Origin of the sequence: Prescottella sp. D32, assembly GCF_037287305.1 — a bacterium.
Classification (GTDB): Bacteria; Actinomycetota; Actinomycetes; order Mycobacteriales; family Mycobacteriaceae; genus Prescottella; species Prescottella equi.
Genome location: NZ_JARBSW010000002.1, coordinates 273,776 through 288,648, shown reverse-complemented (window position 1 = coordinate 288,648; position 14,873 = coordinate 273,776). Strand labels below are relative to the sequence as shown.

General features: G+C 67.6%; 13 protein-coding genes. 7 read left to right on the top strand and 6 right to left on the bottom strand.

Annotated elements, in window-relative coordinates:
* Positions 1–27: 27 nt before the first annotated feature.
* The 4 genes from PSS76_RS10900 to PSS76_RS10885 all read left to right on the top strand — a co-directional run bounded on the left by PSS76_RS10900 (position 28) and on the right by PSS76_RS10885 (position 6,092).
* Positions 28–1,410: a cystathionine beta-synthase gene (locus PSS76_RS10900; protein WP_005514658.1), complete on the top strand. Its 1,383-nt coding sequence runs from the start codon at positions 28–30 to the stop codon at positions 1,408–1,410.
* 125 nt (positions 1,411–1,535) lie between these two features.
* Positions 1,536–2,690, top strand: a complete 1,155-nt coding sequence (locus tag PSS76_RS10895) for a cystathionine gamma-synthase (protein ID WP_013415280.1) — start codon at positions 1,536–1,538, stop codon at positions 2,688–2,690.
* A gap of 162 nt (positions 2,691–2,852) precedes the next feature.
* Positions 2,853–4,211 (top strand): C40 family peptidase, encoded by a 1,359-nt coding sequence (locus PSS76_RS10890; RefSeq protein ID WP_013415281.1) that lies wholly within the window; start codon positions 2,853–2,855, stop codon positions 4,209–4,211.
* Positions 4,212–4,220: 9 nt separating this feature from the next.
* Positions 4,221–6,092, top strand: coding sequence for an SEC-C domain-containing protein (locus tag PSS76_RS10885; RefSeq protein ID WP_084844568.1), 1,872 nt, complete (start codon positions 4,221–4,223; stop codon positions 6,090–6,092).
* 72 nt (positions 6,093–6,164) lie between these two features.
* On the opposite strand, the gene greA is transcribed toward PSS76_RS10885, so the two are convergent.
* Together greA and PSS76_RS10875 are read right to left on the bottom strand one after the other, a co-directional pair.
* The gene (gene greA / locus PSS76_RS10880; RefSeq protein WP_005514653.1) at positions 6,165–6,659 is read right to left on the bottom strand and encodes a transcription elongation factor GreA; all 495 of its coding nucleotides are present in this window, start codon (positions 6,657–6,659) and stop codon (positions 6,165–6,167) included.
* A 246-nt stretch (positions 6,660–6,905) separates the two neighbouring features.
* Positions 6,906–7,331, bottom strand: coding sequence for a DUF4307 domain-containing protein (locus PSS76_RS10875; protein WP_005514652.1), 426 nt, complete (start codon positions 7,329–7,331; stop codon positions 6,906–6,908).
* A 206-nt stretch (positions 7,332–7,537) separates the two neighbouring features.
* On the opposite strand from PSS76_RS10875, the gene mca reads away from it, so the two are divergent.
* The 3 genes from mca to PSS76_RS10860 are packed head-to-tail and all read left to right on the top strand — an operon-like array spanning position 7,538 to position 10,784.
* Positions 7,538–8,416 (top strand): mycothiol conjugate amidase Mca, encoded by an 879-nt coding sequence (gene mca, locus PSS76_RS10870; RefSeq protein ID WP_005514651.1) that lies wholly within the window; start codon positions 7,538–7,540, stop codon positions 8,414–8,416.
* On the top strand, positions 8,416–8,751 hold the full coding sequence (locus PSS76_RS10865; RefSeq protein WP_005514650.1) for a hypothetical protein: 336 nt from the start codon (positions 8,416–8,418) through the stop codon (positions 8,749–8,751). Before mca ends, PSS76_RS10865 begins: the two co-directional genes overlap by 1 nt.
* Before the next feature lie 8 nt (positions 8,752–8,759).
* Positions 8,760–10,784 carry a thioredoxin domain-containing protein gene (locus PSS76_RS10860; protein WP_337456194.1) on the top strand — a complete coding sequence of 675 codons (2,025 nt, stop codon included), beginning with the start codon at positions 8,760–8,762 and terminating at the stop codon, positions 10,782–10,784.
* Positions 10,785–10,832: 48 nt separating this feature from the next.
* On the opposite strand, the gene PSS76_RS10855 is transcribed toward PSS76_RS10860, so the two are convergent.
* The 4 genes from PSS76_RS10855 to PSS76_RS10840 form a co-directional block, all read right to left on the bottom strand.
* Positions 10,833–10,979: a hypothetical protein gene (locus PSS76_RS10855; RefSeq protein WP_337456193.1), complete on the bottom strand. Its 147-nt coding sequence runs from the start codon at positions 10,977–10,979 to the stop codon at positions 10,833–10,835.
* 586 nt (positions 10,980–11,565) lie between these two features.
* Complete coding sequence (locus tag PSS76_RS10850; protein ID WP_084968189.1) at positions 11,566–12,597, bottom strand: alpha/beta hydrolase; 1,032 nt, start codon at positions 12,595–12,597, stop codon at positions 11,566–11,568.
* A 404-nt stretch (positions 12,598–13,001) separates the two neighbouring features.
* Positions 13,002–13,196 carry a hypothetical protein gene (locus PSS76_RS10845; RefSeq protein ID WP_041674000.1) on the bottom strand — a complete coding sequence of 65 codons (195 nt, stop codon included), beginning with the start codon at positions 13,194–13,196 and terminating at the stop codon, positions 13,002–13,004.
* A gap of 124 nt (positions 13,197–13,320) precedes the next feature.
* Positions 13,321–14,838, bottom strand: a complete 1,518-nt coding sequence (locus PSS76_RS10840) for a wax ester/triacylglycerol synthase domain-containing protein (RefSeq protein WP_013415289.1) — start codon at positions 14,836–14,838, stop codon at positions 13,321–13,323.
* Positions 14,839–14,873: the final 35 nt, after the last annotated feature.

Sequence of the window (14,873 nt, the reverse complement as noted above, 5' to 3'; positions counted from 1 at the left end):
CCGAATTCGATCTGGAAACATGGGGGCATGCGCATCGCGGATCATGTCGTCGATCTCATCGGCAACACACCTCTGGTCAAGCTGTCCTCGGTCGTCGGCGCGAATTCCGGCCTGGTCGCGGCGAAGGTCGAGTACCTCAACCCGGGCGGCAGCTCGAAGGACCGCATCGCGGTCAAGATGATCGACGCCGCCGAGGCGTCGGGCGAGCTGAAGCCCGGCGGCACCATCGTCGAGCCCACGTCCGGCAACACCGGCGTCGGACTGGCCCTGGTGGCACAGAAGCGCGGCTACAAGTGCGTGTTCGTGTGCCCCGACAAGGTCAGCGAGGACAAGCGAAACGTCCTGCGGGCGTACGGCGCCGAGGTCGTGGTGTGCCCCACCGCGGTGGCGCCCGAGCACCCGGACAGCTACTACAACGTCTCCGACCGTCTGGTGAAGGAGATCCCGGGCGCCTGGAAGCCCAACCAGTACGCGAATCCGGGCGGACCGGACAGTCATTACGAGACCACCGGGCCCGAGATCTGGCGGGACACCGAGGGCAAGGTGACGCACTTCGTCGCCGGCGTCGGTACGGGCGGCACCATCACCGGTACCGGCCGCTACCTCAAGGAGATCTCGGGCGGCAAGGTCAAGATCATCGGCGCCGACCCGGAAGGCTCGGTCTACTCGGGTGGCACCGGTCGGCCGTATCTGGTCGAGGGTGTCGGCGAGGACTTCTGGCCCTCCGCCTACGACCCGTCCGTGCCCGACGAGATCATCGCCGTCTCGGACGCCGATTCCTTCGAGATGACCCGGCGCCTGGCCCGCGAGGAGGGCCTGCTGGTCGGCGGCTCGTGCGGCATGGCCGTCGTCGCGGCGCTCGAGGTGGCCGAGCGTGATCCCGACGCCGTCGTCGTGGTGCTGCTGCCCGACGGCGGACGCGGGTACCTGTCGAAGATCTTCAACGACGAGTGGATGGCGTCGTACGGCTTCCTGCGCACGCCGCTCGACGGCGACACCACCGAGCCCACCGTCGGGGACGTGCTGCGCGGCAAGTCCGGTGAACTGCCCGACCTGGTACACACGCACCCGTCCGAGACGCTGCGTGACGCGATCGAGATCCTGCGCGAGTACGGCGTCTCCCAGATGCCGGTCGTCGGCGCCGAACCGCCGGTCATGGCGGGCGAGGTCGCGGGCAGCGTGTCCGAGCGCGACCTGCTGAGCGCGGTATTCGAGGGCCGCGCGGCACTCGCCGATCCGGTCGAGAAGCACATGAGCAAGCCGTTCCCGCTGATCGGTGCACAGGAGCCGGTGTCGTCGGCCACCAAGGCTCTCGGCGAAACCGACGCGCTCATGGTCGTCGACGACGGCAAGCCCGTCGGTGTCATCACCCGCCACGACCTGCTCGGGTTCCTCAGCGCGGGAGCCTGATTGCCCGAACCCTGACGCGTTCCCGGTGGATGCCCACCGGGAACTCGTCGTTTCGGGTGGCTGTCGGGCAGACGATCGCGGGCTGAACCGACGGCCCCCGGTCGCCGGTCGCTAGGCTGGGCGCCATGAGTGAGCAGGGAATTTCCAGCGGTTTCTCCACCAGGGCCATTCACGCCGGTTACGAGCCGGATCCGCAGACCGGTGCGGTCAACGTCCCGATCTACGCCAGTTCCACGTTCGCGCAGGACGGTGTCGGCGGCATGCGCGGCGGGTTCGAGTACGCGCGCACGGGCAACCCGACGCGTCGTCCGCTCGAAGCCAACCTCGCGGCGCTCGAATCGGGCACGTTCGGCCGGGCGTTCGGCTCGGGTATGGCAGCGACGGACTGCGTGCTGCGGTCGCTGCTGCGCCCCGGCGACCACCTGGTGATCCCGAACGACGCCTACGGCGGCACGTTCCGACTGATCGACAAGGTCTTCACGCAGTGGGGAATCGAGTACACGCCGGCCGCGGTGTCCGACGTCGATGCCGTTCGCGCCGCGATCCGGCCGAACACCAAGCTGGTGTGGGTCGAGACGCCGACGAACCCACTGCTCAACGTCGGTGACATCGCGGCGATCTCCGAGGTGGCGCAGGCCGCCGGCGCGAAGCTGGTGGTGGACAACACGTTCGCTTCGCCGTACCTGCAGCAGCCGCTGCAGTTGGGTGCCGACATCGCGCTGCACTCGACGACCAAGTACATCGGTGGCCACTCCGACGTCGTCGGTGGTGCGCTCGTGACGAACGACGAGGAGCTCGACACCAAGTTCGCGTTCCTGCAGAACGGCGCCGGCGCGGTGCCGGGTCCGTTCGACGCTTTCCTCACGATGCGTGGCATCAAGACGCTCGCGCTGCGTATGGAGCGGCACAGCGACAACGCCGAGAAGATCGTCGACCTGCTGACCGGGCACTCCGCGATCGCTCAGGTCATCTACCCGGGCCTCGAGTCGCATCCGGGGCATGCCGTGGCGGCCAAGCAGATGCGCCGGTTCGGCGGCATGATCTCGGTGCGCCTGAAGGGCGGCCGGCAGGCCGCGCTCGACTTCTGCGCGCGCACACAGATCTTCACGCTCGCCGAGTCGCTCGGCGGTGTCGAGTCGTTGATCGAGCACCCGGGCGCGATGACGCATGCGTCCACGGCCGGGTCCGCGCTCGAGGTTCCCGAGGATCTGGTGCGTCTGTCGGTGGGCATCGAGGACGCCGCCGACCTGCTCGCCGACGTCGAGCAGGCGCTCGGCTGATCCGGCCCCACTCCCGCGTTTCGCGCACTTGTCGTCGCGTCCGGTGAACACCGGTCGACGACAAGTGCGCGAAACGCTGAGGGTTTCCTGAATCCCACCCCCGGCAGTCGGTTTGCCCGTTACCGTGAGTCCTCGGATCAAGTACGACCCCAGGAGCGGTGTATGACATGGGAGCCCGCAGCCGCCATCGTGGCTGTCGCAGCAGTAACAGGTGTCGCGTTCCCGGCAGTGGCGAATGCAACTCCCGATCAGGCTCCCGAAACACAACCGGTACCGGCCGCGCTGCAGTCCGCGCCGCAGCTCGTGGAGCCGGTGAACAGCATCGTCGCGCTGCTCCCGCCGGACATGCGGCAGCAGGCGGCCAGCGATCTCGTGCGGGCCATCCCCGCTCTCGAAGCCCCGAAGCCTGCTGTACCGGAGGCGTCCCCCACGGAGGCCCCCACCCCGGAAGCCGCTGCGCCCGAGCCGGCCCCGCCGGTGGCGGCTGCGCCCGCTCCCGCTCCCGTCGTGTCCGCTCCGGTCGCGGTTGCGGACACGGCTCCCGCGATCACTCTGCCCGGCGTCGGTAGTCTCACGCTGCCGACGCTGCCGGCGATCCTGCCCACCACGAATTTCGGTCAGGTCGGCGCGATCGCTGTGTTCGCCCCGTGGCTGCGGCAGGCCGGCGAGATCTGTGGCGGCGTGAAGGCGCCCACGCTCGCGGCCCTGTTCTCCGTGGAGAACGACTTCCGGTACGGCCCCACTGCGCCGGTGTCGCTCGCAGGAGGGCGTGGACCCGCCAAGTTCATGCCGAGTGAGTGGGCCAAGTACGGCAAGGACGCCGATGGGGACGGCAACGCCGACATCCTGGGCGTCGCCGACTCCGTCATGGCGGCCGGACACATGTTGTGCGACAACTACGCTCAGGTCGAAGCCTGGAAGAACGAGGGGCTCGTCCAAGGTGACACCCTCGACCTCGCGTTGGCGGCCTTCAACGCGGGCGCCCGCGCGGTGCGCAAGGCTGGCGGGGTCCCGTCGGGCGTCGACGACGCGGCCGACCAGAGCGGCCCGTACATCCAGAAGATCCGGGCGTCGGAGGGACAGTTCGAGCAGTTGCTCTCGCCGTTCGCGAATTTCAACCTCGACATCAACCTGCCGACAACCGGCATCGGTGGCGCGATCGTCCAGCTCGCGATGCGGTACCTGGGCCTTCCGTACGTGTGGGGTGGTGGCAACATCAGCGGTCCGACGGCGGGCGGTTTCGACTGCTCGGGCCTCACGTCGTATGCGATCTTCGCTGCCAGTGGCGGCAAGGTCGTGCTGCCGCGGACGTCGGAGACCCAGTGGGGTGTCGGAACGGAGATTCCGATGGCCGCCGCGCAGCCCGGCGATCTGGTCTTCGGCAACTGGCAGGCCGGCGGTCCCGGGCACGTCGGCATCTACATGGGCAACGGCATGATGGTGCACGCGCCGACCTTCGGCGACGTGGTCAAGGTCGGCCCGGTCTTCGACGGAATGAAGGCGCGCCGCGTACTGGCCTAAAATCACGAGGTGAGTGCGACGCCCGATCCCCGTGACCTGACCACCGCTGCCATCGCGGACCTGCGTGCCTCCGGCCCGTCGACCGGCGAGGACTGGGCGCAGCGGCTCGTCGACGCCGGGCACGGCTCGCTGCCGGAGATGACCGAGTTCGTCGAACTGTTGGACCATCCCTCGGTGGTGCTGCTCGCCGACGGCCGCAACGCGGTCCTCGACACGCTGCTGGAGGGGCGGGTGTTCACCCACCGGCTGTCGGGCGGTGAGATCGAGTCGGGGTTGCTGCACGCCGATCCCGACCTGGCCCCGGTCGTGATGTCGGCGCTGGGACGGGCCGACGAATCGGTCCGTGTTCTCTTCCCGGACTACGACGCCGACGAGCTGGCGGCGCTGGGGATCGCGGACGAGCACTTCCCGGACGGGCCCGTGCTGCTGTTCGGAACCGAAGCGCTGCAAGGATTTTCGTCCGGCGATCTGATCGCGGTGACGGTCGGCGCCGGCGGATCACTCGAATTGTCGTCGGCCGGCGGTGATGTGGCCGACGTACCCGACATGGCCGATCGGCTCGACCGGATCGTCGGCGCGGACAACGCGGACAATCTGGAAACCGTTGCCTGGCAGCTGCTTGCGGACGACGACGCCCTCTGCGCCACGCCGACGATGCCGCTCGGCGAGCTGATCGAGGCCGCCGGCTACGAGTGCGAGGGCGACTACATCGCTGCGCGCGGTTTCGATTTCGATGCACACCACCTCGCCGCGCACATCGCGATGGTGGCGCGAGAGCACGAGCTGCACCCGGACGAGGCGAGCGCGGTGGTGTCGTTCGTTCAACTGGTCGGCATCGTGCACGACGACGAGCTCGATCTCCCGGAGGTTCTGGCGCGGGTGGGTGAGGACGCGGACTCCGTTGCGGGATTGGAGGATCCGGCGGCGGCTGCCGCGGTGCTGGATCTGGTCAACGCGGTCGAGGACGATTACATCCCCGCGCTGTACACGACGGCGTCGGCGGTGGTGGGTGCGGGACCGCGGCGAGCCAAGGCGTCGGGTCACTGGCTGGCCGGGATGGCCGCGGACACCCTCGGCGACGTGCTCGAGGCCGAACGTCACTTCGCGGACGCCGCGGCGATGGACGAGGAGTGGACGCCGGCACTGTTCGAACTGGCGCAGATCGCGTCCGACCGCGGCGACGCACAACGGGGACTGTCACTGCTGGGCCGGATCGACGGCGGCCGGGACGAACGGCTGTACGACGTGCTGACTCGTTTCGCGCCCGCCGAGCACCCCGAACTCGGCCGTAACGACAAGTGCTGGTGCGGGTCGGGGCGTAAGTACAAGGTGTGTCACCTCGGCAAGGCCGACGCCACGCTCGACGACCGTGCCTCCTGGCTGTACGAGAAGGCGACGCTGTACGCGCAGTCGACGGTGCTGTTCGATCTGGTTCTGGGGCTGGCGCAGCGTCGGGCCGCGCACTGGGACGACGAGGACGCCGTTGCCCGCGCGTTCGACGAGCCCCTCGTGATCGACACCGCGCTGTTCGAGGGCGGCCTGTTCCGCCTGTTCGTCGCCCGGCGCGGGGTCCTGCTGCCGGCGGACGAACGGGAACTGGCCGACCGCTGGCTGCGGGTGCGGCGGTCGGTGCACGAAGTGGTGTCCGTGGACGGTTCGACCGCGACGCTGCGGGATCTCGCCACCGACGAGACGGCCACGGTCGACGACGGGGCTCGCGCGGTCGGGGAGTTGCTGTGCGCCCGCGTCGTGCCGACCGGTGAGCGGACGCAGATCCTCGGCGGCGTCGAACAGGTCGACCCCGACCGACTGGACGCGGTCCTCGCCGTGCTGACGGCCGACGACGTCGAACCCGAGGACGTCGTCGACGTGCTGAACTGACCGGTCCCGAGAACAGCCGAACCCCGGTCCGAGCGGATGCTCGGCCGGGGTTCGGGGACGTTCGAGGCGGGATCAGCCGTGGTACGGCTCCGCGCTGATGAGCGTGACCTTCATCAGGCTGCCGTTGGGCAGGGTGTACTCGCGGGTCTCGCCGACCTTGGCGTTGAGCAGGGCTCCACCGAGCGGCGAGTTGGGGGAGTAGACCTCGAGCTTGTTGTCGCGGGCGCCCTCTTCACGGGTCGCGATCAGGAACGTCTCGGTGTCGGACTCGTCGCCGTCGTAGTAGACCTTGACGACGGACCCGGGCAGCGCGACGCCGGACTGCGTGGGCGCCTCGCCGACCTTGGCGTTGTTCAGCAGCTCCTGCAGCTGGCGGATACGCGCCTCCTGCTGGCCCTGCTCCTCGCGCGCAGCATGGTAGCCACCGTTCTCCTTGAGGTCGCCCTCTTCGCGACGCTCGTTGATCTCGGCGGCAATGACCGGACGATTGGCGATGAGCTGGTCGAGCTCATTCTTGAGCCTGTCGTGAGACTCCTGAGTAAGCCAGGTCACCTGGGTCTCGGTCATTCTCGATCACTCCCTTGTAGTCGAAGTCCGGGTGGACTCCCTCGGCAGATCGCTGCGAACAGCAACGATCAACGGTCAGGCCGGCTCTAGTCCGTGGCGAAATCCCCCGGGTACGCCCACCGCGTGAGCAGACTCGTCCTGCCGTCAATGCAGCAATACACGGCTCCGAGTGGAACCGTGTATCGACTCATTTTAGCACGATGAGGGTTTTCGGCCGATCGGAACAACGGCCGATCGGCCGTCCGCTCAGCCCGCGCGAAGGTAGTCCGGAACGTTCGTACTGCATCCGTACAGATCGCCCATAGCGGGCGGCTTGGATGCGTACACGGGGGCGGTGATCTCGACGGTGTCCGAGTCGGACGGAGCGACGTACACCTCGCGGCGGCCGGTCTCCGAGCCGTCCTTGGACCGGGTCCGGATGATGCAGACCGCGGGCTCGGACGGGTTGTCGCGCGTCACGGTGAACTGGATGTTCATCGTCCGGTCGTCGACGATGTCGAATGCGATCTGCTTGCCCTCGACGTCCTTGACCGCGAACTTGGTGTAGCCGATGTACGCGATTCCGATGCCGGCGAGCACCACGAGGCCGGTGAGCAGCAGCTTGCCCCAGGGGAGCGGACCCGACCGGCGTCGGGCGGTTCCGTAGCGATCCGGGGAGGGGGTACTGCTCATCACTCTGCTCTCGCGCCGTCGGTCAAGGGGGCTGTGTGCGGCCGTCGGAGTCGCCGTTTACCGCGCGTAGCGGGGGTACGACAGACGGTCGTATGTGCCAGGTGGAACTATAGGGGAAGGACGACTGCGCCCCGCGAGTGGTAGCGGTCGGACACTGCAGGTGACACGCCACGACAGTGACACGCGAAGCTGAGGTGAAGACACACGTGAGCGGATTCCGACTCATGGCCGTTCATGCCCATCCCGACGACGAGTCGAGCAAGGGCGCTGCGACGATGGCTCGCTACGCCGCGGAGGGCAACGAGGTTCTCGTGGTGACCCTCACCGGTGGTGAGCGTGGCGACATCCTCAACCCGGCGATGGACGTGCCGGGCATCCGGGAGCGGATGAGCGAGGTGCGGCAGGAGGAGATGGCCGAGGCCGCCCGCATCCTCGGGGTGCGGCAGACGTGGCTCGGATTCGTCGACTCCGGACTGCCGGAGGGCGACCCCAAGCCGCCGCTGCCCGAGGGTTGCTTTGCGCTCGAGCCTCTCGAAGTGCCCACCGAGGCGCTGGTGAAGGTGATCCGCGAGTTCCGCCCGCACGTGATGACCACGTACGACGAGAACGGCGGCTACCCGCACCCGGACCACATCAAGTGCCACGAGGTGTCGATGGCCGCGTACGACGCGGCCGCCGATCCGGAGCAGTTCCCGGACGCCGGTGCGCCGTGGGAGGTGCAGAAGGTCTACTACTCGCACGGATTCATCCGGAAGCGTCTGGTCCAGTTCCAGGAGGAGTACGAGCGACGCGGCGAGGACTTCCCGATGGCCGAGTGGTTGAAGAAGTGGAAGACCGAGCAGGGTGACCTCATGGCGCGGGTCACCACGCAGATCGAGTGCGGCGACTACTTCCCGCAGCGGGACGACGCCCTGCGTGCCCACGCGACCCAGATCGACCCCAACGGGTCCTTCTTCGCGGTGCCGCTCGACATCCAGCAGAAGATCTGGCCGACCGAGGAGTTCGAGTTGGCCAAGACCCGGGTACACACCGCAATACCGGAGAACGACCTGTTCGCGGGCATCGTGAAGGATGAGAAGCAGTGATGACGACGTTGGCGTGGGAGATCCTCGCCCAGGGCACGAGCACCCCGAGCAGCCCGCAGGGGCCCGAGTTCGGCAAGGCGTCACCGCTCGGGCTGGTGCTCGTCGTTGCGCTCCTGGTCGGCACGGTCCTGTTGATTCGTTCGATGAACAAGCAGCTCAAGAAGCTCCCGGACACGTTCCAGCCCGAGCACCCCGAGGCGGATCAGGCGGCGGACGAGGGAACCGATCTGGGGGTCGCCACGATCGCCGAGGTCACCGAGCCGAAGCAGAGGGCCGAGCACAGGACGCAGGATTCGCGGACCGAGCAGGACCCGCCCGCGAAGCCGGCGAGCTAGGGGGCGTCGTGACTTCGCCGGGGGGACGTGAGCGCAACACGCTCGGCGAGGCGACCAGCCCGTATCTGCGGCAGCACGCCGACAACCCGGTCCACTGGCACCAGTGGGGACCGGACGCGCTGGCGTGGGCGCGCGAGCGGGACGTGCCGGTCCTGCTGTCCATCGGCTATGCGGCCTGCCACTGGTGCCATGTCATGGCGCACGAGTCGTTCGAGGACGACGCGACGGCGGCCGTGATGAACGAGCACTTCGTGTGCATCAAGGTCGACCGCGAGGAGCGGCCCGACCTCGACGCCGTCTACATGAACGCCACGGTCGCGATGACGGGGCAGGGCGGCTGGCCCATGACGTGCTTCCTCACCCCGGACGGTGCGCCGTTCTACTGCGGTACGTACTACCCGCGGGAACCGCGCGGCGGGATGCCGTCGTTCGTGCAGCTGCTCCACGCAGTCACCGACACGTGGCGGAGTCGTCGCGGTGATGTGGACGACGCAGCCGCGTCTGTGGTGGCGGAGCTGCGTCGCAGCAGCGGCGCCCTGCCCGCGGGTGGGGCGCCGATCGACGTCCCGCTGCTGTCGGGTGCCGTTGCGAACGTGCTGCGCGACGAGGACCGCGATCACGGCGGGTTCGGCGGGGCGCCCAAGTTCCCGCCGTCGATGCTGCTGGAAGGACTGCTGCGGTCCTACGAGCGGACGTCGGCCGGACCGACCCTGCGGGCGGTCGAGCGCACCGCGGAGGCGATGGCCCGCGGGGGCATCTACGACCAGCTCGGTGGCGGCTTCGCCCGCTACTCGGTGGACACCCAGTGGGTGGTGCCGCACTTCGAGAAGATGCTCTACGACAACGCTTTGCTGGTGCGGTTCTATGCGCACCTCGCCCGTCGGACCGGTTCGGCGCTCGCACGCCGCGTGACGGAGGAAACCGTCGACTTCCTTCTGCGCGACCTTCGCACCGCGGCAGGGGCGTTCGCCTCCGCACTCGACGCGGACACCGACGGCGAGGAAGGCCTCACCTACGCGTGGACGCCGCAGCAGATCGCCGACGTCGTCGGAGACGACGACGGGCGGTGGGCTGCCGAGACGTTCGCGGTCACTGACACCGGAACCTTCGAGCGCGGCACGTCGGTGCTGCAGTTGCCCGCCGATCCGCTGGACGCGGATCGGCTGGCCGACGTCCGTTCACGGCTACTCGCCGCGCGAACCCGGCGTCCGCAGCCGGCGCGGGACGACAAGGTCGTCACGGCCTGGAACGGACTGGCGATCACCGCGCTCGCCGAGGCCGGGGCCGCGCTCGGTCGTGCCGACTGGGTCGAGGTCGCCGAGGAATGCGCGCACATGGTGCTGTCGACGCACCTGGTGGACGGACGGCTGCGGCGCGCGTCGCTCGGTGGGACGGTGGGGGAGCCGGCCGGGATTCTCGAGGACTACGGCGCCCTGGCGACAGGATTGTCGACGCTGCACCAGGTAACCGGTGCGGCCGAGTGGCTGGAGGCGGCAACAGGATTGCTGGACACCGCCATCGACCACTTCGCCGACCCCGACGAGCCGGGAAGCTGGTTCGACACCGCCGACGACGCCGAGACGCTGGTGGCCAGGCCCCGCGATCCGTTGGACGGCGCGACGCCCTCCGGGGCATCGGTGACGACGGAGGCACTGCTCACGGCGTCGTCGCTGGTGGACGCGGACCGGTCGGCGAGGTACGCGGCTGCCGCCGCGGACTCGCTGAATCGTGCCTCGATGGCCCTGCAACGTGCACCGCGATCCGCCGGGCACTGGCTGGCCGTCGCCGACGCGTTCGTTCGCGGACCCCTGCAGATCGCGGTGTCCGAGGACGCGCCGTCCGAGCTGTCCATGCAGGCGCGGGTTCTCGCGCCCGGCGGCGCTGTGGTGGTGGCAGGGCGAGCGGATTCCACGCCGCTGCTGGCGGACCGGCCGCAGATCGACGGGGCGCCCACCGCCTACGTGTGCCGGGGGTTCGTGTGTGATCGGCCGGTGACGGACCCGGAGGATCTGCGCGCGCAGATCGAGAGATGAGTTCGGCCCGTTCGGCGATGCCGAACGGGCCGAACTCGAATCAGTCGCTCAGGAGCCGAAGCTGCTCAGCACGTTGCCGGCGACGGCAGTGATACCGGACAGCACGTAGTCGAACGAGTCGATGATGCCGGCGAGAACGAGATCGGCACTGCCGAACGGGATGCCGATCGCGGCGGTGAGAGAACCGAAGTCCATGGTGTACCTCCAAGACAGGGCGGGCCGGGGAGTGAGCCGGGCCTGCGAAATATGGTGGGGTGCTCCGTGGAGGAGCGCGGGCGCCGCAGGTTCAGGAATGAACCCGACTGCCCCGGTACCGAATCGGGCTCAGCTGCCGAAGATGCCGAAGATGCCCTCGACCGAGCCGGTGATGGTGTCGAACAGGTCCTCGAGCGCGGCCGAGGAATTGGCGAACAGGCCTTCGAGCGATCCCATGTGAGTCTCCTTGCGTAGTGCGGTGGGCGCCCACTGCTCGAGCGGTGCGCGATCTGTCCGCGAGTCGTCCGACCCGTGACGGGTGAGACGCTAGCAATCGGTTGGTATCTTTTGTGGCGATTTCAGATATTCGTGAAACCGGACCGTGGTGCGAATCCCTCACGTACCTTCGGCGGTTCTTCGCGCGTCGTCTCTGACGTTTCCTGCCCCTTCGTCAACGCGGCTGATTCCCGCCGGTATCTCTCCGCAGCCTGTTTCACATTGGTCGAACGTTCGACAGCGATAAGGTGACCGCAAGAGTCCATGTGCCCGAAGTCGTTGCGGGCACGACCGCTTCGTCGACCGAGTGCTACCGGAGGGCTGCTTCGATGGTGGGCCACGAGCGGCCGAGTTCGTCGCGCCAGTACGGCCACGCGTGGACGCCGACGGGCTGTGCGCTGCGGGTGACGTCGACACCGGCGTCCCGAAGTGCCTGCGCAAGTTGATCGGTGCACAGGTTCGAGCCGGCTTCGAGAAGTCCACCCACGATGAGGGTCTGCGCGATGCCTTGGTGATTCAGTGATTCGTGTGGTCCGGGTAGGCCGTTGCCGGAGGAGAGATAGATCTTCTTGCCTGCGAGGGCGGACGCATTGCGGAAGAGGTCGTGCTCACGCCATGCCTCGCTGCCCTCCGGACCCCACATCATCTCGGAGTTGGCCATGCCGTTCAGCACGACCAGATCGGTGAGCGCACGGCCGAGGGGGCCCTCGGTGAGATAGCAACCGCTGTAACCGACTGCGCCGGTGTACAGGTCGGGCGTCCTCGACGCCAACATCAGTGCGCCCTGCGCACCGGAGGAGATTCCGCCGATCACGTTACGTCCATTGGTAGCGAACTGCGCGTCGATGACCGAGGGCAGTTCCTCGGTCAGGAACGTCTCCCACTTCGTCTTGCCGAACTTCGGGTGGTCGGTCTCCCAGTCGGAGTAGAGGCTGCCTGTTCCCCCGACGGGCATGACGACGTAGGCGTTCTTGTCCGCAAAGAACTCTTCGGCATTGCCCCGGCGCGGATCGAGCCAGTTGGTGGTGTCGACCTGACCGGAGTTGCCGTCGAGCAGGTAGTAGACACCCCGCGCTTCGGAGCGGTCCGCCGGGACGATCACGTTCACAGGTACGTCGCGACCCATGGCCGCTGAAGTGACCTGAAGGAGAAGGAGACGATCGGTGACGTCGATCGTCTCGACTATCGACGCTCGGGTGCTCTGAGAGGGTGTCTCGGCGAGTGTGAACGGAGCGGCGGAAATCGACATCGTGGTCAATGCAGTTGTCGCGGCGAGGGTGCACGCGGCGCGACGGAGGTGGGTGGACGTGCTGCGTCGTCGGAATGTTCCGAGGCTCGTCATTCTCGATGTCCTTCGGGGCAGGCTGTTCAGGTGCGCCGAGCCTGCGGTGCACGAGGTCGGTGGGCGCGGGCGCGGGCGCGCACGAGTGCCAGGGCTGAGTAGACCGAGGCGCCAAACGCAAACGGGACCCGCGCAAATCAATTGCGCGAGGCCCGATTGCGGTGCGTCCGGATTTGCTACTTCGGCATTCCGCCGGGGTAGCCGCTCAGCGTGAAGAGGGCATTGATGCCCTTCGCGATCTGTGCACTCACGCTCCCGGTCACAACTCCGAGGGCTTCGTAGATGGATCCCATGATTCTCCTTAGATGTCGCGGATCTGAGTGATCGGCGGACCGTGTGGGTCGGGGCGCGAGACGAATTCCGGCCGACTACGGTGCTCGATCGTGAACTGTGAGCTCGGAGTACTACGGCGTCGGGGCGGCCGAGAAGCTGTCGATCGAGCCGAAGCCGATGTTGACGAGTTCACCCAGCGACGCCAGCGCGTCCGTGATGCTCGTCTGAGCCGAGCCGAGGAACGCCGGGAGCAGGCCGTCAGCCATGAGCGAGCCGAGCCCTTCATTTCCCAAGATCGCTCCGAGAACCCCTTCGAGTGAACCCATTTATGCCTCCTCAGGACGTCATGTGTACCCGGCGCCGAATCCCGCACAGGCGGTTCGGATGACACACCGGTTTCCGCGTATCACGGGCTGATTGCCTGTGATCCGACTGAACGGTAACAACGGATCACGGGCGGATGGGTCGGTTTCGCGAAACTTCTCGGGAATCAGAGGAACGTCCGGCGATATCCGAGGTCACGGCGCGATCAGCGGATTTCACCAGTGCGCGGAATGACTGCGTGAGGAGAACCTTGTAGCGATCGGTGTCCGGCATCATTGCAGCGTCGGCACAGAACGAGATCTCGATTTCGTCGTCGTGATGGGACACGATCAGGTGCCTCAAACCGACCCTGTCGATGATTCCCAGAATGCCGAAGCTTCGCACCAGGGGCGCATTTCCGAGGACGAGGTCCTCGCCGGTCCACGGGATGTTGCTGACCATCGTGTTGACTGCTTCGACAGTGTCGTCGGACCGATTGCGCAGGTTCTGCAGTCGTATGACGAGCCTCAGCAGCCAAGCAGGCGATGTGTCGATTCTCGAAGCGGCCGCCTGGACGTCGGGATTGCGGTGCCGATCCTTCTCGGCGCGGACCGAAGTGTGGATGGCGCGCAGTCGCTGGATCGGGTCGTCGATGTCCGTATGGAGGTCCACCGCCATCAGCGCCAAGTGGTTCGCGCGGTTCCCGTCCGGATGGTCCGCCACCCCCGGACGGGTGCCGCGCAGCGACATCGGCACCAGTGCTGCGAGGGAACTCGGCGGTGTCTCGTCCTTCTCCGCGAGGTAGCCGGCGAGTGCGCCGGAAATCGTCGCCAGCAGAACGTCGTTGAAGGTCGCGCCCTCGACGGCGGATCGAACGGTGCGGATGTCGCTCGGTGAGAAGCTCACGACGTCGAAAGTGAGGTCCGAGGTGATGGCCGTGTTGAAGCGAGTCGCGGGGCGCCGCGGAGGCGCCGGAGCGATCGCGCCGGATCGGATCTGCTCGGCAACCCGGCGTGCTCCTTCTCCGGACTCGGTGAGTCCTCGGCGGAAGGCACGCCACTGCCGGGACAATCGGCCGACGGCTCGGACGAATTCGGCGGTCGTGGACCACTTCGCCGTCGGTCGGGGAACAGGTGGGTGATCGCCCGCGCGGCCGAAGATACGCAACGCCAGGTCGCGTGCCGCGAGACCGTCCCCGGAGCTGTGGTGGCAGCGCAGAACCGCGACCGTCATGCGGTCGGGCAGGCCGTCGATGCCGGTGACGTCGGTGAGGAAATGCAACTGCCACGGCGGGCGGGTGAGATCCAGCGGCTTGCCGGAGAACCGCGCGATGTGGTGGCGCAGCGCATCCCATCCTGGGCCGTCGACGCGTTCGACGATCACGTGCTTCGAGAGGTCGAGGGTGGGGTCGGGAACCCAACAGGGATAGTCGAGAGCGAACGGTACGTGCCGGAGCCGGCGGGTGAATACTCCGCTGTAGCCGAGACGCGGACGCATCCAATCGATGGCCTCGGCCTGTGTGATCGACGTGGTCTCGGCCGTCGTGTCGAAGAGGTAGATGCCCGTCGAGTTCGAGATGTGGTGCTCGCGCTCGTGATAGACGAAGTCGGCATCCTGTGGGGCCAGTCGGGTGACGTCACCCACCGTACCTTCGGTCGTTGTCACACTGTTCCTCCCGCGTCGGATCAGAACAGGGTAGG

Bases quoted from the DNA above. Each gene is read 5' to 3' on its own strand.
- PSS76_RS10895 (WP_013415280.1), top strand. From the start codon at position 1,536: ATGAGTGAGCAGGGAATTTCCAGCGGTTTCTCCACCAGGGCCATTCAC.
- PSS76_RS10875 (WP_005514652.1), bottom strand. From the start codon at position 7,331: ATGAGCAGTACCCCCTCCCCGGATCGCTACGGAACCGCCCGACGCCGG.
- PSS76_RS10845 (WP_041674000.1), bottom strand. From the start codon at position 13,196: ATGGGTTCACTCGAAGGGGTTCTCGGAGCGATCTTGGGAAATGAAGGG.
- greA (WP_005514653.1), bottom strand. From the start codon at position 6,659: ATGACCGAGACCCAGGTGACCTGGCTTACTCAGGAGTCTCACGACAGG.
- PSS76_RS10900 (WP_005514658.1), top strand. From the start codon at position 28: ATGCGCATCGCGGATCATGTCGTCGATCTCATCGGCAACACACCTCTG.
- PSS76_RS10865 (WP_005514650.1), top strand. From the start codon at position 8,416: ATGACGACGTTGGCGTGGGAGATCCTCGCCCAGGGCACGAGCACCCCG.
- PSS76_RS10850 (WP_084968189.1), bottom strand. From the start codon at position 12,597: ATGACGAGCCTCGGAACATTCCGACGACGCAGCACGTCCACCCACCTC.
- PSS76_RS10855 (WP_337456193.1), bottom strand. From the start codon at position 10,979: ATGGACTTCGGTTCTCTCACCGCCGCGATCGGCATCCCGTTCGGCAGT.
- PSS76_RS10890 (WP_013415281.1), top strand. From the start codon at position 2,853: ATGACATGGGAGCCCGCAGCCGCCATCGTGGCTGTCGCAGCAGTAACA.